Origin of the sequence: Phaeacidiphilus oryzae TH49 (genome assembly GCF_000744815.1) — a bacterium.
Lineage (GTDB): Bacteria > Actinomycetota > Actinomycetes > Streptomycetales > Streptomycetaceae > Phaeacidiphilus > Phaeacidiphilus oryzae.
Window position 1 is genome coordinate 4,114,469 of record NZ_JQMQ01000005.1, and the last position, 24,826, is coordinate 4,139,294.

The window sequence follows — 24,826 nt, forward strand, 5'->3', positions numbered from 1 at the left end:
CCCCCCGGTGTAGTGGGAAGATCGTGGCATGGCCGAATCTCAGTCCCCCTCGCCCGCTCCCGCCCCGACCGGGCCGCAGTACACCATCGAGAGCGACGGCTACCAGGCCGTTCTCACCGGAGTCGGCGCCGGGCTGCGCTCGCTCACCCACCGGGGCCGGCGGCTCGTCCTCGACTACCCGGAGGACCGGTCTCCGGTCGGCGGCGCCGGGCAGCTCCTCGTCCCCTGGCCGAACCGGATCCGGGACGGCAGGTACGCGTTCGACGGGCAGCAGCGGCAGCTGGACCTGAGCGAGCCCGCGAACCACAACGCCATCCACGGGCTGACCCGCACCCAGTCCTGGAACGCCGAACGGGTCGGCGACCGCGAGGTGCGGTTCGGCTACCGGCTCTACCCGCAGCACGGCTACCCGCATGTGCTGGACCTCTCGGTCACCTACGCGCTGGGCGGTCACGGGCTGTCCGTCGAGGTGCACGCGCGCAACGCGGGCAGCAGCGCCGCCCCGTACGGACTCGGCTGGCATCCGTACCTCACCCTCGGCAACGAGCCGGTGGACGGCGCCCTGCTGCAGGTGCCCGCCTCGGAGTGGATCCGGGTGGACGAGCGGATGAACCCGGTCGGCAAGCCCCCCACCATGTCCGAGCCGGTGGACGGCACCGACTACGACTTCCGGGAGGCCCGCCGGATCGGGTCGGTGCAGCTGGACACCGCCTTCACCGGGCTGCGCCGGGAGGCCGACGGCCTCCTCCACGTCACCCTCACCGACGCGGCCGGCGACCGCGGGGTCCGCCTGTGGGCCGGCGAGGGCATCGACTGGCTGCAGCTCTTCACCGGCGACACCCTGCCGCAGAGCCACCGCCGGGCCGGTGTCGCGGTCGAGCCGATGAGCTGCCCGCCCAACGCCTTCGCCGACGGGGTCGGGGTGATCCGGCTGGCGCCGGGGGAGACCGCCGCCCACCGCTGGGGCATCGCGGCGATCTGACCGCAGAACTCTCGTAGTTTGCAAAGAGCGGTCATAGAACTCCCTTAGACGTTTCTCATGATGGGGCGCGATCGTCGCCCCATGACTGCCACCTCCTCTACCGGCAACCCCAACCCGAACGGGCGTACCGAACTGCTCAGGCCGGACGGCTCCCCGGTGCGGGTGCTCGTCGTGGACGACGAGGCCCCCCTCGCCGACCTGCTGTCGATGGCTCTCCGCTACGAGGGCTGGCGCACCGCCACCGCAGGGGACGGCGCGGAGGCCCAGCGCACCGCGCGCGAGTTCCGCCCGGACGCCGTGGTGCTCGACGTGATGCTGCCGGACGGCAGCGGCCTGGAGGTCATGCGGAAGCTCCGGACCGAGCAGCCGGACGTCCCGGTCCTCTTCCTCACCGCCAAGGACGCCGTCGAGGACCGGATCGCCGGCCTCACCGCGGGCGGCGACGACTACGTCACCAAGCCGTTCAGCCTGGAGGAGGTGGTGGCCCGGCTGCGCGGCCTCCTTCGGCGGGCCGGCGCGGCGGCGGGGCGTTCGGACTCGCTGCTGGTGGTCGGCGACCTGACGCTGGACGAGGACAGCCGCGAGGTGCACCGGGGCGGCGAGTCCATCCGGCTCACCGCCACCGAGTTCGAGCTGCTGCGCTTCCTGATGCGCAACCCGCGCCGGGTGCTGAGCAAGCCGCAGATCCTGGACCGGGTCTGGTCCTACGACTTCGGCGGCCAGGGCAACGTCGTCGAGCTGTACATCTCCTACCTGCGCCGGAAGATCGACGCCGGGCGGACGCCGATGATCCACACCATGCGCGGCGCCGGATACGTCCTCAAGCCGGCCGAGCCGGCCCGCTGAGCCGGCCCGCCGAGTGGGAACGGGATGAGCAGCCTCGCGTCCGCGGCCGGGCGGCGGCCGTCCGGCGCCGACCGCCTGCGCGCCCGGGCGCTCCGGCCCCTCCTGGCCGCCGCCGCCCACGTCCGCGGCTGGCCGCTGCGGGTACGGCTGGTGGTGGCCGCGGTGCTGGTGGTGGCCGGTCTGTGCGCGGTGATCGGCACGCTGGTGGCGGTCTCCCTCCACGGCTACCTCTACAGCGAGCTGCAGGACAAGCTGGACGCGGCGGTGCGCTTCCACGGGCCGGGGGACGGCTTCCCTGGCGGGAGCGACGCGGCGGACCGGGCCGCGCAGAACCTCCAGTTCCTCAACCCGCCGGGCCTGCCCTCGCACACCGTCGGGGCCTACATCGACCCGCAGGGGGTGCTGGGGAGCGCTGGCTACCACGTCCCGACGGCCTCGGGGCCGCCCGCCACCCAATATCTGACGGGGGATCAGCGAGCCGTCCTGCAGGGCGCGCTGGCGCCCGGCTACCACCAGGTGACGCTGCCCGGGCTGGGGCGGTACCTGGTCGAGGTGCAGCCCGGGCAGCCGCACACCGGCGGCTCCTCCTCGATACTCGTCGGCATGCCGCTGGACGAGGTGGACGGCACCGTCACCCAGCTCGTCGAGACGACCGTGGTGGTGTCCGCGGCCGGGCTGCTCGCCGGGGCGCTGCTCTTCGGGTGGATCACGCGGCTGGCGCTGCGCCCGCTGGACCGGGTCGCGGCCACCGCCGCCCAGGTGTCCCGGCTGCCGCTGCACCGCGGCGAGGTGGTCGAGCTCGACCGGGTGCCGGAGCGGGACACCGATCCGCGCACCGAGGCCGGCCGGGTCGGCGCGGCCCTCAACCGGCTGCTCGACCACGTCGCCGAGGCCCTGGCGGCACGGCACGCCAGCGAGACGCGGGTACGGCGGTTCGTCGCGGACGCCAGCCATGAGCTGCGCACGCCGCTGGCGTCCATCCGCGGGTACGCGGAGCTGACCCGGCGCGGGCGGGAGGACGTGCCGCCGGACACGGCGTACGCGCTGCGCCGGGTCGAGTCCGAGGCGGACCGGATGACCGCGATGGTCGAGGACCTGCTGCTGCTGGCCCGGCTGGACGCGGGGCGTCCGCTGGAGCGGGCCGAGGTCGACCTGGCGCCGCTGGTCGTCGACGTGGTGCGGGACGCCCATGCGGCGGGGCCGGACCACCGGTGGTCGGTCGACCTGCCGGCGGAGGGCGAGCCGATGCCGGTGGTGACGGGCGATCAGCACCGCTTGCAGCAGGTGCTGGTGAACCTGCTCGGGAACGCGCGGAACCACACTCCGCCGGGCACCCGGGTCACGGCGGGGGCGCGGGTCGCGGCGGACGGCTGGTGCGAGCTGCGGGTCGTGGACGACGGGCCGGGGATCCCGGCCGCGCTGCAGCCGCGGGTGTTCGAGCGGTTCGCGCGGGGGGACGCGTCGCGGTCGCGGGCGGCGGGGAGCACGGGGCTGGGGCTGGCGATCGTCTCGGCGGTCGTGGCGTCGCATCGCGGTGCGGTGACGGTGGCCAGCGTCCCCGGTCGCACCGAGTTCCTGGTCCGCCTGCCGCCTGCGGCGCGGCCCAGCGGGACTACCGCGTCGGGGTGAACGCCAGGCGGTGGTTGAAGTGGAGGGCGGTGTACGTCTGGGCGCCCGTCACGCGGAGGCAGTCGGTCGGCGCGGAGCAGCTCAACGCGTCGGTGTAGTAGTAGTCGGACGGCAGCGGCGCGCCGCCGGCCGCCGGGTAGGCCTGGCCCGCGGGGACGGCCCGGGAGGGACCCGCCGGCGCCGCCGGTGCCGGTACGCCCGCCGCGGCGAAGTCGGACGCGGACGGGTACGCCGTGCCGCTCAGCGGCGCCGGGCCGCGTACCGCCCCGTCCCCGCGGGACGCCAGCGCCGCCGCCCCGTCGGGGTTGTGGAACCACGCCCGCTGCCCGTCGAACCAGATCGCCGTCCAGTCCCCCCGCACCGCCGCGACGACGAAGCGCTGGCCGACCACGGCCTTGTCGGTCCAGTCGGCGCCGAGGGTGGTCCCGGTCGGCTGCTTCAGGCCCGCCCGCGCGAGGGGGTCGGTGATCAGGGGCGCGTAGGCGGAGGGCCCGGTCCGCAGGTACACGAAGGAGGCGGGCCGGGCCGGGCAGACGTCGTCGCAGCCGGTCACCCGGGGCTGGTAGTCCGCGCCGTACGGGGGGTCGACGGTGACGGTCTCGCCCACCCTCGGCGTCCGCCGCGCGCCCTTCAGCCGGGTGCCGAGCAGCGCGAGGTAGTGCCGCCAGTTCCAGTACGGCCCGGGGTCCCAGTGCATCCCCGCGGTGTGGGCGGCGTCCGGCGCGGGGACCTCGTCGTGGCCGATGACGTGGTCGCGGTCGAGCGGGATGCCGTAGCGGGCCGCCAGCCAGCGCACCAGCTCGGCCGAGGCGCGGTACTCGGCCTCGGTGAAGTCGGCCCGCATCGCGTAGCCCTCGTGCTCGATGCCGATGGAGTGGGCGTTGACGTACTTGTTCCCGGCGTGCCAGGCGATGTCCCGGTCCGGGACGAGCTGGGTGACGCTGCCGTCCCGGCCGATCAGATAGTGCGCGCTGGCCTGGTCGGCGGGGTGCTGGAAGGCGTGGATCGCGGCGGCGGCGCTGGTCTCGGTGTCGTGGATGACGATGGTGTCGATCCGGTCGCCGTCCTCCGGCCGGTTCGCGAGGTCGTAGTCGCCGTACTGGGAGGCCGACTTGGCGCCGGGCACCAGCGCGTACGCGGCCGGCGCGTACCGGCAGTGGAGGCTCGCCGGGCACTCGGGTGCCGGCGGGGCACCCGCCTGCGCCGTGGTCCCGGCCGTGCCGGCGACCGTACCGACCAGGGCGATGGCGGTGGCCAGCACGGCCGCCGCCAGGGTCCTGCCTGCGCGCATGGGTTACCTGCCTCATCCCCCGACCACCGGCGGGCCGATCGTGAACGGACGGTAGCAGTCCTGGACATGGCGAATCGTCAGATGATGTCTGCGGGCGTGTCCGAAGTGTGACCTCCCGGCCCGGGATTGACAGCGCGCGCACAGCTACGGCATACGGCCGGAACAGTGCCCCTGGCCACGCTGGGGCCATGACCACCACCGCCTCCGGCGCGTTCGACGCGTCCGGGAGAAGCCCCGCGGCGCCGCCGTCCCGGTCCACCCCGCCGTCCCCGTCCACCCCGTCGTCGCCGTCGGCGCCCGCCCGTACCGGCGCGGCGGCGGTGCGCCGGGAGCGCTGGGAGCGCTGGGCGTTCCTCGGACTGCTGGCGCTGACCGCCGTGCTGTACCTGGTCGGGCTGGGTGCCTCGGGCTGGGCCAACCAGTTCTACTCGGCGGCGGTGCAGGCGGCGAGCAAGAGCTGGGAGGCGTTCTTCTACGGCTCCTCGGACGCGGCGAACTTCATCACCGTGGACAAGCCGCCCGCCTCGCTGTGGGTGATGGACCTCTCGGCCCGGATCTTCGGCGTCCACCCCTGGTCGATCCTGGTGCCGCAGGCGCTGGAGGGCGTGGCCGCGGTCGCCCTGCTGTACGCGGCGGTGCGGCGGCGGTTCTCGGCCGGGGCGGCGCTGATCGCGGGCGGGGTGCTGGCGCTCACCCCGGTGGCGGTGCTGATGTTCCGCTTCGACAACCCGGACGCGCTGCTGGCGCTGCTGCTGGTCGCGGCCGGCTACGCGGTGCTGCGGGCGCAGGAGGAGGGCCGGACCCGCTGGCTGCTGCTCTGCGGAGCCTGCCTGGGCTTCGCCTTCCTCACCAAGACCCTGCAGATGTTCCTGGTGCTGCCGGCCTGCACGGCGACCTACGCGGCCTTCGCGCCGACCGGCGTCTGGCGGCGGATCCGCCAGCTGCTGGCCGCCGCGCTGACCATGGTGGTCTGCGGCGGCTGGTGGGTCGCGGTGGTGGAGCTGATGCCGGCCAGGTACCGGCCGTACATCGGCGGCTCGCAGCACAACAGCTTCCTTGAGCTGACCTTCGGCTACAACGGCTTCGGCCGGCTCAGCGGCGACGAGACCGGGAGCGTCGGCGGCGGCGCGGCCACCGCCGGGACCACCGGCTCCTGGGGGGCGACCGGGATCGGCCGGCTCTTCGGCAGCGAGTTCGCCGGCCAGATCGCCTGGCTGCTGCCGGCCGCCTTCCTGCTGCTGCTCGCCGGGGTCGTGGTCACCTGGCGGGCGAGGCGGACGGACGGGCGCCGGGCGGCGCTGGTGATGTGGGGACTCTGCCTGGTCGTCACGTTTCTGACGTTCAGTTATATGAAGGGGATCTTCCATCCCTACTACACCGTGGCGCTCGCGCCGTACGTCGGCGCGGTGGTCGGGATGGGCTGCGAGCTGCTGTGGCAGCGGCGTGCGGAGGAGGCCGAGTGGCGGCGCTGGGCGGCGGGCGGGACGCTGGCCGCGGTGGTGCTGCTGACCGCCTTCTGGGCGTATCACCTGCTGGACCTGACGCCGAGTTGGCAGCCGTGGATCAAGTACTTGGTGGTCCTCGCCGGGCTGGCCGGGGCGGGCGGACTGCTCTTCGGCTTCGGGGCCCGCCTCGCCGCCCGGCGCGGACTGGCGGTCTTCGCGGCGGCCGGGCTCCTCGGCGGACTGGCCGGGCCGGCCGCGTACGCGGTCTCGACGGCGAGCCAGAAGCACACCGGCTCGCTGCCGAGCGCGGGGCCCGCGGGCGCCGGGATGTTCGGCGGCGGCGGGATGGGCGGCCGGGGCGGCGGCCCGGGTACGGCCGGCAAGGGCGGCACCGGCGGCGGGAGAACCGGCACCGGCTTCCCGGGCGGAGGCTTCCCCGGCGGCGGGACGCCGGGCCGCACGGGCACCGGCACCGGCACGGGTACGGGCACAGGCACAGGCACAGGCACGGGCCGCACCGGCAGCGGCCAGAACGCGAACGGCCAGAACGCGAACGGCCAGAACGCGAACGGCCAGAACGGCACCGCCCAGGCGGGCCAGGGCTTCACGCCAGGCGGCGGCTTCCCCGGCGGCGGCAGGCGGGGACAGGGCGGCGGGACGGCCCCGGGCGGCGGCGGGATGTCGCTGCTCGACGGGAGCGATCCCGGCGCCGCCCTGACCGAGCTGCTGAAGAAGGACGCCTCCTCCTACACCTGGGTCGCGGCGGCGATCGGCTCGCAGAACTCCGCCGGCTACCAACTGGCCACCGGCGACCCGGTGATGACCGTCGGCGGCTTCAACGGCACGGACCCGGCGCCGACCCTGGCCGAGTTCGAGGAGTACGTCCGGGCCGGAAAGGTGCACTACTTCGTCGGCGGCGGGGTCGCGATGGGCGGCATGGGCGGCGGCGCCTCCAGCGGCAGCGGCGACGCCGAGCAGATCCTGTCCTGGGTGAAGAAGCACTTCACCGCCAGGACCGTGGACGGCGTCACCGTCTACGACCTGACCGCGACGAAGTGACGAGGCAGCGAGCGGCGGCCGGTCCTCGTCAGGCGACGTCGGTGATGGTCACCGTGACGCTGACGGGGGCCGCCTCGGCGGCGAGGAGCTCCCGTACCGCCTCCTCGACGGAGGCGCGCACGGCCCGCGCCACATCCGCCGCACGGTGGCCGCGGCGGGCGGCGAGCTGGATCTCCAGACGCCACTGCCCGGGGGCCTCGCCACGGCGGACCCGTACCCCGGAGGTGCCGGCGCGCGCGCCCGATCCCGGCCCGCCGCGCAGGAGTTCGGCGAGGCCGGGGCGGAGGAAGGCGACGCCGGGCACCCGGCGGGCGGCCTCCGCCGCGCCGGTCGTGAGCCTGGACTGGAGCTCGTCCATCAGCGGGACCTCCCACCGGTGCTGTCCTCGCCGCCCGGGCCGGGCGGGCCGAGGATGTCGACGACGGCCACGTCCACGGCGGCGACCTCCATCCCCACGGCGTCCGCGGCGGCCGCGAGCACCTGTTCGCGGACGGCGGCGGCGAGTTCCGGCACCGTCCAGGTCAGGTCGGCGGCGACCTCGATCCGCGCCCGCAGCGGCCCGCGGGCCCCGCCGGCCGGGGCCGGCGCCGGATCGAGCGGGGAGATCCGGCAGCTTCCGGCGCGCACGCCGGGCAGCGCGTCCACGGCCGAGCGGAGCACCTTGGCCGCGGCCGCCTCGACGATCCAGGCGTCCTCGTCCGGTGCGCCGAGCGGCAGGGTGCGGCCGGGGCGCAGCTCAAGCCGGACGATGTCCATCACCCGGGCGGTGACCGCGTCCGCCGCGGCCAGGGTGGCGTCGTCCCGCTCCTGCCGGGCGTCCTCGGAGCGGACCTCCCGGGCGAAGTCCTCCAGTACGGCGAGCCGGTCCAGGGCGGCCGCGCAGTGCGGGCAGTCGGCCGGGTGCGGGTCGCCGCCGCCGGGGGCCGGGCCCTCGTCCCAGGCCTCCCAGACCGAGCGCAGGGTGCGGCCGCAGGGCAGTCGCTCCTCGGGGGGCTCGGGGGTGCCGCTCATCGCCATGCGCCCATCGCCTCCGTCAGATAGCGCCGTACTCGGTAGATCCGGCCGCGGACGGTCGTCTGGCTCGCCCCGACCGCCTCCGCGATGTCCTCGTAGGAGAGGCCGTGCAGCTCCCGCAGGATCCAGCAGGCGCGCTGCTCGGGCGGCAGCTCGGCCAGCACCCGGGTCAGCGCCTGGACGGCGGCGCTGGACTCGGCCGCGCGGGCCGGCGAGGACTGCGACTCGGGGGCCGCGGGCTCGGGCACCGCGTCCCAGTCGGCGGTCGGCCGGCGGGAGCGGATCTGGTTCAGGCAGCGGTTGGTGACGATCCGGTACATCCAGGTGAGGAAGGCGGAGTCGCGGCGGAACTCCGGAAGCCTCCGCCATGCGCTCACGAAGGCCTCCTGGACGGCGTCCTCGGCGTCCGCCCGGTTCCCCAGGATACGGACGGCCAGGTGGAGGAGGACCGGGCCGTGCCTGCGCACCAGGACCTCGAAGGCCGCCGGATCCCCCTCCGCGGCCCGCGCCACCTGCAGCGCGTCGTCCTGCGCCCCGTCGTTCTCGGGCACCTGCCCGCTCCTCTCGGCGAACCACTGACCCACCTTGGACACGGCGGCCCCGGCATTCGTCACGCGGTTCCGGCGATGGATCCGGACGAGAAAAGTCCGCGGATCGGCGTGACGGATCCCGAACCGCCGTGTCCAACGGAGGTAAGCCCGCACGCAGGGCAGACCCACGAGGGGAGACCACCATGACGTCGACATCCTCCACCGCCGCCGGCCGCGACGGGCTGATCCCGGGCGGCGTGGCGGACCGGTCAGCGACCGCAGGCGCCGCCGCGGGCACCACCGCGGTGGGCAGCGGCGCGACCGGGCCGGACGAGCCGGCCGCGACCCGCGGCACCACCACGATCGCGGACGGGGTGGTGGAGAAGATCGCCGGGATGGCCGCCCGCGAGGTGCCCGGGGTGCACGACCTCGGGGCCGGTTTCGCCCGCACCATCGGCGCCGTACGGGACCGGGTGCCCGGCGGCCGTACCGGCCTCGGCCGCGGGGTGAAGGTCGAGGTCGGCCAGCGGCAGACCGCGGTCGACCTGGACATCGTGGTCGAGTACGGCGTGCCGATCCAGGAGGTGGCCGCCGAGATCCGGGAGAACGTCGTCTCCGCCCTGGAGCGGATGACCGGCCTGGAGGTGGTCGAGGTCAACATCGCCGTGGACGACGTCCACCTGCCGGGTGAGCCGGAGGAGGCGGACGGCGAGGCGCGGGTCAGGTAGCGGCGGATACCCGGATACGGAGTGCTGAGCGGTAGGAGGAGACGATGAACGCTCCCGTGGTCGGCCTCGCGGCCGGCATGGCCCTGGGCTTCGCCGGATACTTCGGCGGACTGCTGGCCTTCCTGCTGGTGGCGGTGCTGGGCGCGGCCGGATTCGTGGCCGGCCGCCTCTCGGAGGGCGGGGTGGACCTGCGGCATCTGCTGCGCCCGGAGAGCTGGCGGCGATGACGGCCGCGGCCTCCCCGCCCCCGCCGACGCCGGCGCCGCCGTGGTGGCCGCCGCCGGGCCCGCGGCCGTGCCCGTCGCCGAGCGCGGGGCCACCGCCATCGCCGACCGGGTGCTGAAGCGGATCGCCGCGCAGGCCGCCCGGGAGCCCCTGCCCCCGGGCCGGGCCACTGCGGCCACCGCCTGGGCCGGGACGCGCCGGGGCCGGGTGCGGATCGCCCTCAACGTGCGGCTGCCGTACCCGATCGACATCGAGGCGATGTGCGCGGCCCTCCACGACCACGTCCGGGAGCGGACCGCCGAGCTCACCGGCCTGCCGGTGGCCAAGGTGACGGTCCGGGTGGACCGGCTGTCCGCCGGGCGGGCGCCCTTCCCGTTCGAGGAGGGATCATGACGGAACATCGGCCACCGGACGTGGACGCGGACGTGGACGCGGGCATGGACGTGCGGCCGGGCGGCTCCGCCCGGACCGCCGACCGCGCCGACTGTGGTCGGTGCGCCGGGTGCCGGCCGGGATCGTGGCCGCGGTCTGCGCCGCGGTGTGCGCGCTGCTGCTCTTCGACGCGTCCGTGGCGGCCGCCGGGCGTCCGGCGCCCTGGTGGCGGACCCGGGCGGTGGAGCGGCTGACCGGCGCGACGGCCGCGGACACCTGGGTGATCGCGGTGGCCGCCGCCCTCGCCCTGGCCGGTCTCTGGCTGCTGGTCCTCGCGCTCACCCCGGGCGCGCGGCGGCACGCCCGGATGGCGGTCAGCCCGGAGTCGGCGGAGGTCCGCGGGCATCTCCGGCGCAGCGCCGTCGCACTGCTGCTGCGCGATGCCGCGGTGTCCGTCCCGGGCGTCTCGGGCGCCCGGGTACGGGTGCGGCGGCGCCGGGCGAAGGTGCGGGCCACTCTCCGCTTCGGCACGCCGGAAGCCCAGCAGGCGCTGCTGGAACGGGAGTTGGCCGGGCAGCTGGACCGGCTCGGCCTCCACCGGCCGCCGCGGCTGCGGCTCCGGGTCGCCCGGGCCGAGGACGCCGGCGGCCAGGCGGCGGAGACCGCGAAGGCGGCCTAGCGGCTGACGCGGCACCAGGAGCGGGCGGCAGCACGGAACCGGCACAGGACACGGAACCGGCACAGGACACGGAAGCGGCACAGGAAGGGGCCGAGCCCATGCTCACCAATCGAACGACGCTGCTGAACCGGGTGCTGCTGGCGCTGCTCGGCGCCGCGGCCCTGACCGGCGGCGGCTGGCTCGCGGCCACCGGACTCGGCGGCCGCGGGGTGCTGACGCTGCCCGCCTGGTGGCCGGGGCCCGGACCGCACGCCGCCCTGGCCGGCCGGACGCTGCTGGACCGGCTGGACGGGCGGGCCGGGGACACCGCGGCCGCCCTCGCCGTGCTCGGCGTCCTGCTGGTCGCTCTCCTCTGGTGGCTGGCCGCCCAGCGCAGCCCGGTCCGGCCGCGCACGCTGCGGCTGCGCCATCCGGCGGGGCGGCTGCGCAGCCGGGCGCTCGCCGACGCGCTGGCCGAGCAGACCCGGGCGCTGCCCGGGGTGGCCGGTGCCCGGGTCCGGCTCTCCGGGCCGCGCCACCGGCTGCGGGTCCGGATGTCGGTGGCCCTCGAGCCGCGCACCGACCCCGGGCCGATGCTGCGGGCACTCGCCGCGGGGCCCCTCGCGGACGCCCGTACCGCCGCCGGCCTGGACCGGCTCCCGGCCACCGTCCGGTTCCGCACCGACCGCCACCGGGCCCGCCGGGCGCTGTGAGCCGGCGGGTGTCCGGCCCGGGGGTCCCGTGCCGGGGCCGCGTCAGCCGCCGAAGCGGGCGCGGAGCTCCTGCTTGAGGACCTTGTGGAGGGTGTGGTTGCGCGGGAGCTCCGGGAGGATCTCCAGCTGCTCGGGGAGCTTCTGGGTCATCAGGCCGGCCTCCCGCAGCCAGCCGCAGGCCTCGGCGAGGGTCAGCGGCTCGGCCCCGGCGGCCGGTTCGACCACCGCGCAGACCCGCTCCCCGCGTTCGCGGTCCGGCAGCCCGATGACGGCGACGTCGCCGACCGCCGGGTGCCGGTAGAGGAGGTCCTCGACCTCCTTCGCGGAGATGTTCTCGCCCTTGCGGATGATCAGGTCCTTGAGCCGGCCGGTGAGGACGACGTGGCCGTCCGCCCGCAGGTGCCCGAGGTCGCCGGTGCGGAACCAGCCGTCGGCGTCGAAGCAGGCGGCGGTCAGTTCGGGCGAGGTGTAGCCCTTGCAGACCATCGGCCCGCGCAGCAGCAGTTCGCCGCGGTCGTCGACGCGCACCTCCATACCGTCCACCGGCGGTCCGTCGCTGTACGCGAGCTGCTCCTCGGTGTCGGTCGGGCGGCCGAGGGTGATGGCCGGGGCCTCGGTCATCCCGTACCCGTGGGTGAGCCGGCAGCCCATCTCCTCGCGGACCTCGAAGTACAGCTCGGGCGGCTTGGGCGCCCCGCCGCCGGAGAGGATGCGGAGGGTGGGCACCAGCCGCTCGCCCGCGGGCAGCCTGCGCTGCTCGGCCAGGAGCGAGGTGTAGAAGACGGTCGACCCGCCGGCCATGGTGACCCCGTTCCTGCGGTACGCGGCCAGGCAGTCCGGCAGCGCGAACCGCTCGACCAGCAGCGCGGGGAAGCCCGCCGCCAGCAGGGTGACCAGGTAGTCCGGGCCGCCGATGTGGGCGTAGGGGAAGGCGATCGAGCCGACGTCGGCAGGCCGCATGTCCAGCGCGCGGGCCATCCCCAGGCCGCCGGCGATCAGCGTCCCGTCGGTGTGCCGGGCGCCCTTGGGGGCGGAGGTGGTGCCGGAGGTGTAGTAGATCCAGCGGACCTCGTCCGGGTCGCCGGGCGGCTCCGGCAGCGCCGCCGGATCGCCGGCCGGCAGGTCGTCGCGGATGTCCAGGACCGGCGCCTCGGCGCCGAGTCCGCGGTAGAGGGCGGGGTAGTCGAAGTCGTTCCAGCGGCCCGGGGTGAGGATCAGCTCCGGCCGGGCGTCCGCCAGGATCCGGCCTACCTCGGCCCCCCGGTACAGAGGTATGACGGGGGTCTGGACGGCGCCGAGCCGGGCCAGCGCGAGCGAGGCCAGCACCGTCTCGATCCGGGTGGGCAGCTGCCACAGCACCCGGGTGCCGTGCCGTACGCCGTGCTCGGCGTGGAGCCCGGCGGCGGCCGACTCGGCGGCCTCCCGCACCTGGCGGAAGGTCACGACCGCGTCCCGGCCGGGGGAGCGTTCCTGGATCAGCATCGGGGTGTCCGGGTCGGCCTCGGCGCGGCGGACCAGGAGTTCCCACAGGGTGGATGCGGTGAGCATGGTCGCTGGGCTCCGTTCGCTCGTGGTGACCCGCCGTTGCCGCCGGTGCGAGCCGTGGCTAGTCTGAATCTGACGGACCGTCAGGTAAAGGGGATGGGAGGCGAAACCGTGGCCGAGGCGACCGCGAAGTCAGCGGCGGGGCTCGATCTGCCGATGGTGGTCAGCGTGGACGACCACGTCATCGAACCAGCGCACCTCTTCGAGCGCTGGCTGCCCGCGAAGTACCACGACCGGGGGCCGAAGCCGGTGCGGGCCGGGATCGGCGAACTCGAGTACATCGGCGGCAAGTACCGGATCAGCATGGACCCGGACGGGCCGCCCACCGACTGGTGGCTCTACGAGGACCTGCGGTTCCCGTACAAGCGGAACATCGCCGCGGTCGGCTTCGACCGGGACGAGATGACCCTGGAGGGCATCACCCGGGACGAGATGCGCCGGGGCTGCTGGGACCCCAAGGCCCGGCTCGCGGACATGTCCGCCAACCACGTCGAGGCCTCCCTCTGCTTCCCGACCTTCCCGCGCTTCTGCGGGCAGACCTTCGCCGAGGCCAAGGACAAGGAGGTCGCCCTCGCCTGCGTCCGCGCCTACAACGACTGGATGGTGGAGGAGTGGTGCGGTGACAGCGGGGGCCGGCTGATCCCGCTCTGCCTGATTCCGCTCTGGGACGTCGAGCTGGCGGTGCGGGAGATCCGGCGGAACGCCGCCCGGGGAGTGCGCGCGGTCTGCTTCAGCGAGATCCCCACCCACCTGGGGCTGCCCTCCATCCACACCGGCTACTGGGATCCCTTCTTCGCCGAGTGCGAGGCCACCGGCACAGTGGTCAACATGCACATCGGCTCCTCCTCGCAGATGCCGGCCGCATCGCCGGACGCGCCCCCGGCCGTGCAGGCGACGCTGAGCTTCAACAACGCCATGGCCTCGATGACCGACTTCCTCTTCAGCGGTGTGCTGGTGAAGTACCCCCGGCTCAAACTCGCCTACAGCGAGGGACAGATGGGCTGGGTGCCGTACGCGCTGGAGCGGGCCGACGACGTCTGGCGGGAGCACCGGGCCTGGGGCGGGGTCCGCGACCTCATCCCCGAGCCGCCGTCCACCTACTACTACCGCCAGATCTACTGCTGCTTCTTCCGCGACAAGCACGGGGTGGCCTCGCTGGACGTGGTCGGCGTCGACAACGCCACCTTCGAGACCGACTACCCGCACGTCGACTCGACCTGGCCGGAGACCGCCCAGGTGGCCGCCGACCACATGGCCGGGCTCGACGCCGAGGTGGTCTACAAGGTGCTGCGCGGCAACGCCATCCGGATGCTGGACCTGGACCTGGACAGGGACCGCGGGTGAGGCTGGCGGACACGCCCCGGCAGGCGGACTTCCGGGCCGAGCTGCGCGCCTGGCTGGCCAAGACCCTCCCCGAGCTCCCGCCCGCCCCCGACCCGGCCGACTGGCCGGGCCGCCGGGCCTACGACCTGGGCTGGCAGCGGCGGCTCTTCGAGGCCGGCTACGCCGGGCTCAACTGGCCGCGGGACAGCGGCGGCCGGGGGCTCGGGCCGGCCGAGCACCTGGTCTTCCTGGAGGAGACCGAGCTGGCCGGAGCCCCGTACGTGGGCGCCTGCTTCGTCGGGCTGCTGCACGCCGGGCCGACCGTCGCCGCGGAGGGCACCGCCGGGCAGCGGGCCCGCTGGCTGCCGCCGATCCTGCGCGGGGAGGAGGTCTGGTGCCAGGGCTTCAGCGAGCCGGACGCCGGCTCGGACCTGGCCTCGCTGCGCACCCGGGCGGTCCGCGACGGCGACGCGTACGTGGTCAGCGGCAGCAAGATCTGGACCTCGCACGCCGAGGTGGCCGACTGGTGCGAACTGCTGGTGCGGACCGACCCCGAGGCGCCCAGGCACCGCGGGATCAGCTGGCTGGCCATGCCGATGGACGCCCCCGGGGTCACCGTCCGGCCGCTGGCCACCCTCGCCGGGACCACCGAGTTCGCCGAGCTCTTCCTGGACGAGGTGCGGATCCCGGTGGGCAACCGGGTCGGCGCGGAGAACGACGGCTGGCGGGTCACCAACGTCACCCTCTCCTTCGAACGCGGCACGGCCTTCGCCTCCGAGGCGGTGGCCTGCCGCCGCGAACTGCGCCAACTCGCCGCCCTGGCCAGGGAGAACGGCTGCTGGGAGGACGACGCGCTGCGCCGCAGGATCGGCGCGCTGGCCGCCGAGTTCGGCGCGCTCTGGCGGCTGGTGCAGTGGAACGTCTCGCAGGCCGCCGCCGGTGAGGAGGGCGCGCGGAGCGCTTCGGCCAAGGGTGGCGGCGGGCGACGGGAGGGCGTGCCGGGCCCTGGCGGGTCGGTCTTCAAGCTGCGGTTCTCCGAGGCCCGGCAGGAGCTGTACGAGCTGGCCGCCGACGTGCTCGGGGACGACTCGCTGCTGCTCGGGCACCCGTTCACCGCCGCCCGGCTGCAGGGCCTGTCGTACACCATCGCGGCCGGCACCTCCCAGATCCAGCGGAACATCGTCGCCCAGCGGATCCTGGGCCTGCCGAAGGGGGGCTGAGCGGGGTGGACTTCCGGTTGACGGAGGAACAGCGGGCGCTCCGGGACGGCCTGCGCGAGGTGCTGGCGGCCCGGCCCGACTGGCGGGCGCTGGAGGAGATCGGCTACTTCGGGGTCCGGCTGCCGGACCCCGAAGGGCTGGGGCTGGGGCTGCCGGAGGCCGTCCTCCTCACCGCGGAGGCCGGACGGGCGCTGGTGGACGGGCCGCTGATCGGCTCCCAACTGGCGCCGGGCGAGGGGCCGGTGACGGCGGTGCGGCTGCCGGAGGCGCGGGTCGGCGGCCGGGCCGAGGCGCTGGTGCCGTGGCTGGCGAAGCCGGGGGCGACGGAGCCGGGGGCGACGGCGCCGGTGACGGCGGTGCCGGGGGCGCGGGAGCCGGTGACGGCGGTGCCGGGGGCGGACGGCTCCGTTCCGGGCGCCGGGGGCGCTCAGCTCGCGCGCGCGGTGCTGGTCCTTGGGCCCGGGGGTGGTGCGCGGCTGCTGCGCGACCCCGACGCGCTGCCACGCGTCCCCCGTCCCTCGGTGGACCCGGCCGCCGGGCTGTCCGCGGTCCCGGTGGAGGCGCTGCGCGGCGCCGGTGAGCCGTACCCCGCCCGGACGGCGGAGGGCGGCGGGCCGGGGCTGTTCGCGGAGGCGGTCCTGCTCACCGCCGCGTACCAGCTCGGCATCGCGGAGTGGGCGGTGGCCTCCGCGGTGGAGTACGCCCGGGTGCGGGAGCAGTTCGGCCGGCCGATCGGGGCCTTCCAGGCGGTCCAGCACCTCTGCGCGGACCTGCTGGTCAGGGCGGAGACGGCGCGGGCCGCGGTGTATGCGGCGGCGGTCAGCGGCGACCCGGTGGAGATCGCCGGGGCCAAGCTCCTCGCCGACCGGGCGGCCGTGGACAACGCCCGCGGCTGCCTCCAGGTGCACGGCGGCATGGGCTTCACCTGGGAGGGCGGGGTGCACCGGTACCTCAAACGCGCGTGGTGGCTGCGCCGGCGGTTCGCGGATCCGGTGGGGTGCGCGGAGCGGCTGGCCGCTTCGCTCACCTGACCCGCTTCGTTCAACTGATGGAGCGCACAGACGTCGGAAGGGTGGACCTGACACTCCTTGACCGACTGTTACCTTCTCCGGCGGCGGCTTCGGATACTCTCGCCAGAGTGCGTACGGAGAGTGACCTGGGTCGGGCGGCCGGAGCCGCCATGGAGCCCGTTCCGGTGCCGGTCACCGGCTCGGCGGGCGCCTCGACGGCAGAGCGGGCGGCAGTATGCACCAACCGAAGCAGTTGGGTGTGGAATATGCCTGAAGCGCTTGCTCGTGGTTGTTGGTCCGGCCCATTCTTGCCGATGAGTTCGCGCAGGGATGTGCAGGCGAGGGCGCGGCGGGTTCCCCGAATCCGGGTGGTGTGAACGGTGCAGGTGCTTCAGGTCCAGATCGCCGTCGCGCCCGACCCAGCAGAGGTGGGTCGGGCACGGAGGTGGGCGCGGGCACGCCTCAGCGGCTCCGGTTACGAGCCGGACTCGGCGCTGGCCGAGACGCTGGTGCTGGTCGTCTCCGAGCTGGTGACGAACGCGGTGGTGCACACCGGTCGGCCCGCGGTGCTCCGCCTCCTCTTCCCCCTGGCCGGGGAGCCGGGCGGGTCGGCCGAGATGGCGCTTCCCCCCGCCCCGGTGCGGATCGAGGTCGCCGACGCCAGCGACAGCGCGCCCTGTCCGCGCCACGCGGGTGGCGGGGAGACCAACGGCCGCGGACTGGACCTGGTGCAGGTCCTCTGTGACCGCTGGGGCTGGTACCCGGACGGGGCGGGGAAGCGGGTCTGGTGCGAGATCGACCCGGCGGACTCGGCCGTACCGGCGCCCGCGCAGCCGGTGAGCGCCTGAGCGCGCGCCTCTGCTGCCGGTCGCGCGACGGGGGGCGCCACTTCCGCTTGACGGAGCCTCAACTGACTCTGGGGTATCCGAATTTCGGACAATCCATTGACGTATCGTGCACGGCTGATCACGCTGTATGCCATCGATCCGTTGCGAGGGGACGTCGAGGCGGCCTGCCGGGCTTCCTCGGCGAGTGCGGAACGAGTGCCGGAGGCGCCGGTCAGGGCCCGGTCACCGGCACGAGGCGGCGTTGCGCCGCGCCGCGAGGGGACCGCGCGGCGCCACGCCGCCGAGACCCGCGAGCCACGGCTCGGCCCGGCCCGGCCGGCTTGCTGGGCCCGCTCGGCCGGCCCGCCTGCCCGGCCCGCTTGCCCCCCGGCCTACCCTGCCTGTACTGGCTGCCCGCTCAGCCCGCCCGCCTGGCCTGTTGTCCGGCCTGCTCGGCTCGCCCGCTCGGCCCGTTGAGCCTGCCCGCCTGGCCTGCCCGCCTGCCCGCCTGCTCGGCCTGCTCGGCCTGTCCGCCTGCTCGGCCTGCCCGCCCGGCCTGCCCGCCTGCCCGGCCTGCCCGCCTGCCCGGCCTGCTCGGCTGCCCGCCTGCTCGGTCTGTTCGGCTTGCCTGCTTGACTGCCTGTTGGGCTATTTGACGGCGATCGGTGCTACCGGTGCGCCCGTGCCGCCGGTGAACGGTTCCGGTGGGGCGGTCAGGAGGAAGTCGTACTGGCCGTCCTCGGCGCAGTCCGCGGCCAGTTGCTCCAGGTTCCAGTTCTGGCCCTGCAGCATCCCCATCTCCACCAGGTCGAGGAGGTGCACCGGCAGGAAGAGGCCCTCCACCTCCGGCGGGAAGACCTCGAAGGTCAGCGTGTCGTTGGCGACCGCGGCCACGTCCCTGGCGTGGAACCACTCGGGGGCGTGGATCGAGAAGCCGGGGGAGGGGAAGCCGTAGGCCTCCCGGTCCCCGGCCAGGTAGTGCGCCATCTGGCCGGTGCGGACCAGCAGCGCGTCCCCTGGCCGGACCTCCACCCCGGCCAGCTCCTCCGCCGCGTCCAGCTCGCGCGGGCCGATCGCGGCGTCGCCCGGCAGCCGTTCCACGCCCTGTGCCCGGGCCACGTCCAGCAGCACCCCGCGGGTGACCAGTGGCGGGGTCTTCTCGATCCCGCAGCGGGTGGCGCCCTCGTGGGGGGTGATGGAGTCCGCGGAGTGGCCGTTGTAGAGCCGGCCGCCGTGGCTGACGTGGCCCAGGCCGTCCCAGTGGGTGGCGGCCTGGAGCCCGAGGGTGGCGGCGTCGTCGCTGGTGGCCACCGCGTCCTCGCCGAACATCGCCCAATTGATCGCGACCATGGTGTGCAGCGGGTTCACCCGGCCCGGGATGATCCCGGTCTGGATGCCCTGCTGCCGCAGCTCCACGGCGAGTTCGAAGCGCTTCCCGCTGCGTACGCAGGCGGCGGCGGCCCGTACCACGTCCTCGGTGACCAGGTTGAGGGTGCCGATCTCGTCGTCGTCCCCCCAGCGCCCCCAGTTGCTGATCCGCTTCGCGATCTCCTGAAAGACCTGGAACTCCGTGGGCGCGGTCACAGCTGCCTCCGTCTGGTGATCGGGCGTGCGCACTCCTACACTCCTAGAATCTAACGACCCGTCAGATTCTGGAAGGGGCAGGTGGCGTGGGCGACTTCCTGCAGGGCAAGGTGATCGCGGTGACCGGAGCCGGGCGCGGCATAGGCCGGGCGGTGGCGCTCGGCTGCGCGGCCCAGGGCGCACGGGTGGTGGTCAACGACTACGGCGTGGCCGCCGACGGCACCGAGCCGACCAGCGAGGTCGCGGACGCCGTCGTCAAGGAGATCGAGGCGGCGGGCGGCGAGGCCGCCGCGGTCGCCGACGACGTCTCCACGATGGCCGGCGGGGCCCGGGTGGTGGACACCGCGGTCGAGCGCTGGGGCCGGCTGGACGGCGTGGTCTGCGTGGCCGGCATCCTCCGCGAGCGGATGCTCTTCAACATGGGCGAGGAGGAGTGGGACCCGGTCATCGCCACCCACCTCAAGGGCACCTTCACCGTCTTCCGGGCGGCCGCCGCGCTGATGCGGAAGCAGAGGTCCGGCACCCTGATCGGCTTCACCAGCGGCAACCACCAGGGCAGCGTCAGCCAGGCCAACTACAGCTCGGCCAAGGGCGGCATCATCTCGCTGGTCCGCAGCGCCGCCCTCGGCCTCAACAAGTACGGCGTCACCGCCAACTGCGTGGCCCCGGTGGCCCGCACCCGGATGTCCGCCGGCGTCCCGATGGAGCTCAAGGAGATCGGCGAGCCCGAGGACGTGGCGGCACTGGTCGTCTACCTCCTCTCCGAGCGGGCGAGGGAACTCACCGGCCAGGTCTACACCGTGGCCGGACCCAAGATCGCGGTGTGGGCGCAGCCGCGCGAGCTGCGCGCGATGTACTCCGAGGACGGCGGCTGGACCCCCGAGCGGATCGCCGACTTCCTGCCGGGCACGGTCGGCTCCGACCCGATGCCGATGCTCGCCCAGCTCCAGGAGATGGCCCGGGCGGCGGCGGCCGGCGACCGTCCCAACGCCTGAGGGGCGGGCCCGCGACATGGTGGACTTCTCCTTCGGCCCGGAGATCGCGGAGTTCCGCGCCGAGGCCCGGCAGTGGCTGGCGGAACGACTCGGCCCCGGTGGCGCCTTCGCCGCACTCCTGAGCCCGGAACCGGACCCGGCACTGCGCCGGGAATGGGAGCGGGAGCTCGGCCGGGGCCGCTGGATCGGCCTCGGCTGGCCGCAGGTCCGCCCGGACCTGGCCGCCGAGCTGGAGTCGTACGGCGTCCGCAGCCACGCCGGCCTGGCCCATCAGGTGGTCTGGGCGGAGGAGTACGCGCGGGCCGGCGCCCCGTCCTCGCTTCTGCTGCTGGGCGAGCACCTCCTCGGGCCGACCCTGGTGGCCTGCGGGAGCCCGGCGCAGCGGGCCCGCTTCCTGCCGCCGATCGCCCGCGGCGAGGAGGTCTGGTGCCAGGGCTACAGCGAGCCCGGCGCCGGCTCCGACCTGGCCTCCGTCCGCGCCCGGGCCGAGCGGGCCCCGGACGGGGACGGCTGGCTGGTGACCGGCCAGAAGATCTGGACCTCGCTGGCCCAGTACGCCGGCTGGTGCTTCGCCCTCTGCCGCACCGAGCCCGGCAGCGAGCGGCACCGCGGCCTCAGCCTCCTGCTCCTGCCGATGGACCAGCCCGGCCGGATCGAGGTCCGCCCGATCCGCCAGCTCACCGGCGACGGCGAGTTCAACGAGGTCTTCTTCGACGGTGCGCGGGCGGTCGAGGTGGTCGGCGAGGAGGGCGCCGGCTGGAAGGTCGCGATGACCCTGCTCTCCTTCGAGCGCGGGGCCGGAATGCTCGCCCGGCAGATCGGGTACGAGCGGGAACTCGACAGGATCGTCCAGGAGGCCCGGCAGAACGGTGCGGCGAAGGACCCCGTACTCCGCGAGCGGATCGTCCGGCAGTGGGCTGACCTCCGCGTGCTCCGCTGCAACGCGCTGGCCACCCTGGGCGGTTCGGATCCCGCGGCGGCGGCCGGGGCCGCCTCGGCGGCCAAGCTGCTGTGGGCCGGCTGGCACCAGCGGCTGGGCGAGCTCGCCCTCGCCGTCCGCGGCCCGTCCGGGGCGCTGCGGCCCGCCGCGCCCGGCGCGGCCCACCTCGACGAGGCCCAGTACCTCGCGCTCTTCTCCCGCGCCGACACCATCTACGGCGGCTCGGACCAGATCCAGCGGGACGTGCTGGCCACCCGCGTCCTCGGCCTGCCCAGGGCCTGAAGGGAATCACCACTGATGACAGCTCAGCAGCCGGCCACCGGACCGGGACCGCGCAGCAACTTCATCGACGGCGAGTGGCGCCCCGCCCCCGCCGGCTACCCCGTCGTGAACCCGGCCACCGAGGAGGCCATCGCCCTGGCCCCCGAGTCCGGGGCGCAGGACGTCGCCGAGGCGATCGCCGCCGCCCGCGCCGCCCAGCCCGGCTGGGCCGCGACCAGGCCGGCCGACCGCGCCGAACTCCTGGACCGGATAGCCGATCTGGTGGTCAAGCACGCCGACGAGTTCGTCCCGGAGCTGCAGGCCGAGACCGGCGCCACCATCCGGGTCGCCTCCACCATGCAGCTGCCGGTGGTCGCCGACCGCTTCCGCCGGTACGCGCGGGGCGCCCTGGAACCGCACGAGCTGCCGCTCGCCCCGCAGCCGGTGACCGCCACCCCGCTGGCCGCCGGCGGGCTCACCAACGCGGTCGCCGCCCGCCGCCCGGTCGGCGTGGTCGGCTGCATCACCTCCTACAACTTCCCGATCGTCAACCTGGCCGGGAAGCTCGCCCCGGCGCTGGCGATGGGCAACACGGTGGTCGCCAAGCCGGCCCCGCAGGACCCGCTGGCCTGCCTCCGGCTTGGCGAGATCTTCCGCGAGGCGGGGGCGCCGCCGGGGATCTTCAACGTGGTCACCGGCTCGGGGCCGGAGACCGGGGAGGCGCTGGTCGCCTCGCCCGACGTCGACATGGTCAGCTTCACCGGCTCCACGGCGGTCGGCCAGGCCATCGCCTCCGCGGCCGGCGGCACCATGAAGCGGCTGCTGATGGAGCTCGGCGGCAAGGGCGCGGCCATCGTGCTGGACGACGCCGACCTGGCGAAGGCGATCCCGGCGATCGGCTCCACCTGGGCCTTCCACTCCGGCCAGATCTGCACCGCGCCGACCCGGGTGCTGGTGCACCGCTCCCGCTACGAGGAACTGGTCGCCGGGCTGGCGAAGTTCGCCGACCGGCTGCCGCTCGGCGACCCCCTCGACCCGTCCACGGTGATCGGCCCGGTGATCTCCGAGACCCACCGGGCCCGGGTCCGCGGGTACGTGGACGAGGCGCTGGCGGCCGGCGCGGTCGACCACGCCCGGCCCCGCGAACTGCCCTCCCGAGGCTGGTTCGTGGCCCCGTCACTGCTCACCGGGGTCACCCCGGAGTCGCGGATCGTCCGCGAGGAGGTCTTCGGCCCGGTCGTGGTCGTCCTCCCCTTCGACGGCGGCGACGACGAGGCGGTGGCCCTCGCCAACCAGAGCGACTTCGGCCTCTACGACTACGTCTTCTCCGCCGACGCGGGCCGGGCGTACGCGCTGGCCGGGCGGCTGCGCACGGGAAACGTCGGGATCAACACGGTGGGCCGGCACCCGGAGACGCCGTTCGGCGGCTTCAAGCAGAGCGGCATCGGCCGCGACGGCGGCTCCTACGGGCTGCACGCGTACAGCGAACTCCAGTCGGTGGTCTGGCCGTCCTGACCGGAAGTAGGGAGTGGTACCCATGCGAGGAGTGCTGTTCGACGGCAAGGCCGCCGCGGTGGTGGACGACCTCTCGGTGCGCGACCCCGGGCCGGGGGAGGTGCTGGTCCGGGTCGCCGCGGCCGGGCTCTGCCACAGCGACCTGTCGGTGATCGACGGGACCATCCCGTTCCCGGTGCCGGTGGTGCTGGGGCACGAGGGCGCGGGGGTGGTGGAGAAGACCGGCGCCGGGGTGGCCCATGTGGTGCCGGGCGACCACGTCGCCCTCTCCACCCTGGCCAGTTGCGGCACCTGCGACTGGTGCGGCAAGGGCATGCCGACCATGTGCCGGCAGGCCATCGGCCGCCCAGGCAAGCCGTTCCTGCGGGCCGGCGGCGAGCCGGTGTACAACTTCGCGTCGGCGTCCGTCTTCGCCGAACTGACCGTGGTCAAGGCGGTCCAGGCGGTGCGGATCGACAAGGACGTCCCGCTCGCCTCCGCCGCCCTGATCGGCTGCGGGGTGCTGACCGGCGTCGGGGCGGTGCTGAACCGCGCCCGGGTGGCGATCGGGGAGACGGTGGCGGTGATCGGCTGCGGCGGGATCGGCCTCAACGTCATCCAGGGGGCGGTGCTCGCCGGCGCCGGGCGGATCGTCGCCGTCGACGTGGCGGCCGAGAAGGAGGCGCTGGCCCGGCGGTTCGGCGCCACCGACTTCGTCTCCTCCACCGCCGCCGTCCGCGAACTCCTCCCCCTCGGGGTGGACCACGCCTTCGAGTGCGTCGGCCGGACCTCCCTCATCCGGGAGGCCGTCGACCTGCTGGACCGGCACGGCCAGGCGGTCCTCCTCGGCGTCCCGGCGGCGGACGCCGAGGCGTCCTTCCGGGTCTCCGACCTCTACCTGGACAAGTCGATCCTCGGCTGCCGCTACGGCTCCTCCCGCCCCCAGTACGACGTGGCGAGGTACGCGGGGCTGTACCGGCAGGGGCGGCTCAAGCTGGACGAACTCATCACCGAGACCCACCCGCTGGCCGACTTCGACAAGGCCGTCCAGGCCACCGGGTCCGGCCGGCTGGCCCGGGCCGTCCTCACCTTCTGAGCTGGAAGGTACGGCGGTAGGCGCTCGGCGAGACTCCGACCTGGGCCTCGAAATGGTTCCGCAGCGAGGTCGCGGTCCCGAAACCGGTCTCGCGGGCGATCCGCTCGATGGTCGACTCCCCGGCCTCCAGCAGTTCGCGGGCCAGCTCCACCCGCTCGCGGACCAGCCACTGGCCGGGGCTGAGCCCGGTCTCGGCGCGGAAGCGGCGGGTGAAGGTCCGCACGCTCATCCCGCAGCGGGCGGCCAACTCGCTCAGTTCCAGCGGGTTGCGGAGCCGCTCCCGGGCCCAGGCGCGGGCCGGGGCGGTGCCCTCCGCGGCCTGGCCGGCCGGCGGCACGGGACGCTCCACGTACTGCGACTGCCCGCCGGCCCGCCACGGCGGCACCAGGCACTGGCGGGCCACCCGGTTGGCGGCCGCGCTGCCGTGGTCCCGGCGGAGGATGTGGAGGCAGAGGTCCACCCCGGCGGCCACCCCGCCGGAGGTGAGGACGTCGCCGTCGTCGACGAAGAGCACCTCGGGGTCGAGGAGGACCTTGGGGAAGAGCCGGCGGAAGGTGTCGCCGTAGCGCCAGTGGGTGGTCGCCGGGCGCCCGTCCAGCAGGCCGGCGGCGGCCAGGACGAACGAGCCGGTGCAGATCGACACCAGGCGGGCGCCGGGCCGGATGTGCGCCAGCGCCGCCCCCAACTCCGCGCTCAGCTCACCGCGTTCGAAGAGCTCGGGCGGCTCGTAGGCGGCGGGGACGACCACGGTGTCCGCGGTGGCCAGGGCGTCCGGCCCCTCGTCCGCGACGATGCGGAAGTCCGAGGTCGTCCTGATCGGCCGGCCGGGGGCGAGGGAGGCGGTGACGACCTCGTAGAGCGGCGGGTCGCCGGGGGAGGAGGTGATGTGCTGCGACTCGAAGATGCGGTTCGGAATCCCGAGCTCGAACGGTATGACGCCGTCCAGCGCGAGGACGACCACGCGGTGCGGCATGGGGGCTCCCTCCTTCTGCGGTTCCGGCCCCCGCGCCCCTGGATTCGCCCTGCGGGCTCACCGGCG

Annotated in this window: 24 protein-coding genes; 17 read left to right on the forward strand and 7 right to left on the reverse strand. The window is 74.9% G+C overall.

Features of this window, described 5'->3' with window-relative positions; genetic code table 11:
• Positions 1-28: 28 nt before the first annotated feature.
• The 3 genes from BS73_RS22025 (at position 29) to BS73_RS22035 (ending at position 3,457) form a co-directional block, all read left to right on the forward strand.
• Positions 29-982 (forward strand): aldose 1-epimerase family protein, encoded by a 954-nt coding sequence (locus tag BS73_RS22025; RefSeq protein ID WP_037575049.1) that lies wholly within the window; start codon positions 29-31, stop codon positions 980-982.
• Positions 983-1,063: 81 nt separating this feature from the next.
• Positions 1,064-1,828, forward strand: a complete 765-nt coding sequence (locus BS73_RS22030) for a response regulator transcription factor (RefSeq protein WP_037575052.1) — start codon at positions 1,064-1,066, stop codon at positions 1,826-1,828.
• A 24-nt stretch (positions 1,829-1,852) separates the two neighbouring features.
• A complete protein-coding gene (locus BS73_RS22035) occupies positions 1,853-3,457 on the forward strand; it encodes a sensor histidine kinase (RefSeq protein WP_084704261.1) in 1,605 nt (534 codons plus the stop codon).
• Here BS73_RS22035 and BS73_RS22040 read toward each other — a convergent pair.
• Positions 3,441-4,748 (reverse strand): N-acetylmuramoyl-L-alanine amidase, encoded by a 1,308-nt coding sequence (locus BS73_RS22040; protein WP_051940258.1) that lies wholly within the window; start codon positions 4,746-4,748, stop codon positions 3,441-3,443. The two genes, BS73_RS22035 and BS73_RS22040, sit on opposite strands and share 17 nt — an antisense overlap.
• Positions 4,749-4,936: 188 nt before the next feature.
• On the opposite strand from BS73_RS22040, the gene BS73_RS22045 reads away from it, so the two are divergent.
• Complete coding sequence (locus tag BS73_RS22045) at positions 4,937-7,252, forward strand: ArnT family glycosyltransferase (RefSeq protein WP_037575055.1); 2,316 nt, start codon at positions 4,937-4,939, stop codon at positions 7,250-7,252.
• A gap of 28 nt (positions 7,253-7,280) precedes the next feature.
• Here BS73_RS22045 and BS73_RS22050 read toward each other — a convergent pair whose 3' ends face one another.
• Genes BS73_RS22050 through BS73_RS22060 form a run of 3 tightly spaced genes read right to left on the reverse strand, consistent with a single transcriptional unit; the run spans position 7,281 to position 8,817 of the window.
• Positions 7,281-7,610: an Asp23/Gls24 family envelope stress response protein gene (locus BS73_RS22050; RefSeq protein WP_037575058.1), complete on the reverse strand. Its 330-nt coding sequence runs from the start codon at positions 7,608-7,610 to the stop codon at positions 7,281-7,283.
• The gene (locus BS73_RS22055; RefSeq protein WP_051940260.1) at positions 7,610-8,269 is read right to left on the reverse strand and encodes a hypothetical protein; all 660 of its coding nucleotides are present in this window, start codon (positions 8,267-8,269) and stop codon (positions 7,610-7,612) included. Before BS73_RS22055 ends, BS73_RS22050 begins: the two co-directional genes overlap by 1 nt.
• Complete coding sequence (locus BS73_RS22060) at positions 8,260-8,817, reverse strand: RNA polymerase sigma factor (RefSeq protein ID WP_037575061.1); 558 nt, start codon at positions 8,815-8,817, stop codon at positions 8,260-8,262. The genes BS73_RS22055 and BS73_RS22060 overlap by 10 nt, the downstream gene beginning before the upstream one ends.
• 182 nt (positions 8,818-8,999) lie before the next feature.
• Between BS73_RS22060 and BS73_RS22065 the strand changes: the two genes are divergently transcribed.
• The 5 genes from BS73_RS22065 to BS73_RS22085 all read left to right on the forward strand — a co-directional run bounded on the left by BS73_RS22065 (position 9,000) and on the right by BS73_RS22085 (position 11,492).
• On the forward strand, positions 9,000-9,524 hold the full coding sequence (locus BS73_RS22065) for an Asp23/Gls24 family envelope stress response protein (protein ID WP_037575064.1): 525 nt from the start codon (positions 9,000-9,002) through the stop codon (positions 9,522-9,524).
• Positions 9,525-9,568: 44 nt separating this feature from the next.
• Positions 9,569-9,751, forward strand: coding sequence for a hypothetical protein (locus tag BS73_RS22070; protein WP_037575067.1), 183 nt, complete (start codon positions 9,569-9,571; stop codon positions 9,749-9,751).
• Between the two features lie 40 nt (positions 9,752-9,791).
• Positions 9,792-10,142, forward strand: a complete 351-nt coding sequence (locus tag BS73_RS22075; protein WP_063837044.1) for an Asp23/Gls24 family envelope stress response protein — start codon at positions 9,792-9,794, stop codon at positions 10,140-10,142.
• Positions 10,143-10,242: 100 nt separating this feature from the next.
• Positions 10,243-10,800, forward strand: coding sequence for a DUF6286 domain-containing protein (locus BS73_RS40440; protein WP_063837045.1), 558 nt, complete (start codon positions 10,243-10,245; stop codon positions 10,798-10,800).
• Between the two features lie 98 nt (positions 10,801-10,898).
• Complete coding sequence (locus BS73_RS22085) at positions 10,899-11,492, forward strand: Asp23/Gls24 family envelope stress response protein (protein WP_037575070.1); 594 nt, start codon at positions 10,899-10,901, stop codon at positions 11,490-11,492.
• Between the two features lie 42 nt (positions 11,493-11,534).
• On the opposite strand, the gene BS73_RS22090 is transcribed toward BS73_RS22085, so the two are convergent.
• Entirely contained in the window at positions 11,535-13,040 is a 1,506-nt protein-coding gene (locus BS73_RS22090; RefSeq protein ID WP_037575073.1) for a class I adenylate-forming enzyme family protein, read from the reverse strand.
• A gap of 93 nt (positions 13,041-13,133) precedes the next feature.
• Between BS73_RS22090 and BS73_RS22095 the strand changes: the two genes are divergently transcribed.
• From BS73_RS22095 to BS73_RS22110, 4 genes are all read left to right on the forward strand, one after another.
• Positions 13,134-14,381, forward strand: a complete 1,248-nt coding sequence (locus BS73_RS22095; RefSeq protein ID WP_051940264.1) for an amidohydrolase family protein — start codon at positions 13,134-13,136, stop codon at positions 14,379-14,381.
• Positions 14,378-15,580: an acyl-CoA dehydrogenase family protein gene (locus tag BS73_RS22100; RefSeq protein ID WP_037575077.1), complete on the forward strand. Its 1,203-nt coding sequence runs from the start codon at positions 14,378-14,380 to the stop codon at positions 15,578-15,580. Before BS73_RS22095 ends, BS73_RS22100 begins: the two co-directional genes overlap by 4 nt.
• A gap of 17 nt (positions 15,581-15,597) precedes the next feature.
• Positions 15,598-16,611, forward strand: a complete 1,014-nt coding sequence (locus BS73_RS40445) for an acyl-CoA dehydrogenase family protein (protein ID WP_265736871.1) — start codon at positions 15,598-15,600, stop codon at positions 16,609-16,611.
• Positions 16,612-16,970: 359 nt separating this feature from the next.
• Positions 16,971-17,438 carry an ATP-binding protein gene (locus tag BS73_RS22110; protein ID WP_037575080.1) on the forward strand — a complete coding sequence of 156 codons (468 nt, stop codon included), beginning with the start codon at positions 16,971-16,973 and terminating at the stop codon, positions 17,436-17,438.
• 627 nt (positions 17,439-18,065) lie between these two features.
• Here the strand turns inward: BS73_RS22110 and BS73_RS22115 are convergent.
• A complete protein-coding gene (locus tag BS73_RS22115) occupies positions 18,066-19,001 on the reverse strand; it encodes a cyclase family protein (protein WP_037575082.1) in 936 nt (311 codons plus the stop codon).
• Positions 19,002-19,087: 86 nt separating this feature from the next.
• Between BS73_RS22115 and BS73_RS22120 the strand changes: the two genes are divergently transcribed.
• The 4 genes from BS73_RS22120 to BS73_RS22135 are packed head-to-tail and all read left to right on the forward strand — an operon-like array spanning position 19,088 to position 23,787.
• A complete protein-coding gene (locus tag BS73_RS22120) occupies positions 19,088-19,996 on the forward strand; it encodes an SDR family oxidoreductase (protein WP_037575085.1) in 909 nt (302 codons plus the stop codon).
• A gap of 19 nt (positions 19,997-20,015) precedes the next feature.
• Positions 20,016-21,218 (forward strand): acyl-CoA dehydrogenase family protein, encoded by a 1,203-nt coding sequence (locus BS73_RS22125; RefSeq protein WP_084704819.1) that lies wholly within the window; start codon positions 20,016-20,018, stop codon positions 21,216-21,218.
• A gap of 15 nt (positions 21,219-21,233) precedes the next feature.
• Entirely contained in the window at positions 21,234-22,712 is a 1,479-nt protein-coding gene (locus tag BS73_RS22130) for an aldehyde dehydrogenase family protein (RefSeq protein ID WP_051940266.1), read from the forward strand.
• Positions 22,713-22,734: 22 nt separating this feature from the next.
• Complete coding sequence (locus tag BS73_RS22135; RefSeq protein ID WP_037575090.1) at positions 22,735-23,787, forward strand: Zn-dependent alcohol dehydrogenase; 1,053 nt, start codon at positions 22,735-22,737, stop codon at positions 23,785-23,787.
• Here the strand turns inward: BS73_RS22135 and BS73_RS22140 are convergent.
• On the reverse strand, positions 23,777-24,760 hold the full coding sequence (locus BS73_RS22140; RefSeq protein ID WP_037575093.1) for a GlxA family transcriptional regulator: 984 nt from the start codon (positions 24,758-24,760) through the stop codon (positions 23,777-23,779). The genes BS73_RS22135 and BS73_RS22140 overlap by 11 nt on opposite strands.
• Positions 24,761-24,826: the final 66 nt, after the last annotated feature.

Excerpts from the sequence above, each read along its gene's own strand:
- BS73_RS22025 (WP_037575049.1), top strand. The coding sequence starts at position 29 with ATGGCCGAATCTCAGTCCCCCTCGCCCGCTCCCGCCCCGACCGGGCCG.
- BS73_RS22095 (WP_051940264.1), top strand. The coding sequence starts at position 13,134 with ATGGGAGGCGAAACCGTGGCCGAGGCGACCGCGAAGTCAGCGGCGGGG.
- BS73_RS22045 (WP_037575055.1), top strand. The coding sequence starts at position 4,937 with ATGACCACCACCGCCTCCGGCGCGTTCGACGCGTCCGGGAGAAGCCCC.
- BS73_RS22050 (WP_037575058.1), bottom strand. The coding sequence starts at position 7,610 with ATGGACGAGCTCCAGTCCAGGCTCACGACCGGCGCGGCGGAGGCCGCC.
- BS73_RS22085 (WP_037575070.1), top strand. The coding sequence starts at position 10,899 with ATGCTCACCAATCGAACGACGCTGCTGAACCGGGTGCTGCTGGCGCTG.
- BS73_RS22040 (WP_051940258.1), bottom strand. The coding sequence starts at position 4,748 with ATGCGCGCAGGCAGGACCCTGGCGGCGGCCGTGCTGGCCACCGCCATC.
- BS73_RS22055 (WP_051940260.1), bottom strand. The coding sequence starts at position 8,269 with ATGGCGATGAGCGGCACCCCCGAGCCCCCCGAGGAGCGACTGCCCTGC.
- BS73_RS22090 (WP_037575073.1), bottom strand. The coding sequence starts at position 13,040 with ATGCTCACCGCATCCACCCTGTGGGAACTCCTGGTCCGCCGCGCCGAG.
- BS73_RS22140 (WP_037575093.1), bottom strand. The coding sequence starts at position 24,760 with ATGCCGCACCGCGTGGTCGTCCTCGCGCTGGACGGCGTCATACCGTTC.
- BS73_RS22035 (WP_084704261.1), top strand. The coding sequence starts at position 1,853 with ATGAGCAGCCTCGCGTCCGCGGCCGGGCGGCGGCCGTCCGGCGCCGAC.
- BS73_RS22130 (WP_051940266.1), top strand. The coding sequence starts at position 21,234 with ATGACAGCTCAGCAGCCGGCCACCGGACCGGGACCGCGCAGCAACTTC.
- BS73_RS22030 (WP_037575052.1), top strand. The coding sequence starts at position 1,064 with ATGACTGCCACCTCCTCTACCGGCAACCCCAACCCGAACGGGCGTACC.
- BS73_RS22065 (WP_037575064.1), top strand. The coding sequence starts at position 9,000 with ATGACGTCGACATCCTCCACCGCCGCCGGCCGCGACGGGCTGATCCCG.
- BS73_RS22135 (WP_037575090.1), top strand. The coding sequence starts at position 22,735 with ATGCGAGGAGTGCTGTTCGACGGCAAGGCCGCCGCGGTGGTGGACGAC.
- BS73_RS22070 (WP_037575067.1), top strand. The coding sequence starts at position 9,569 with ATGAACGCTCCCGTGGTCGGCCTCGCGGCCGGCATGGCCCTGGGCTTC.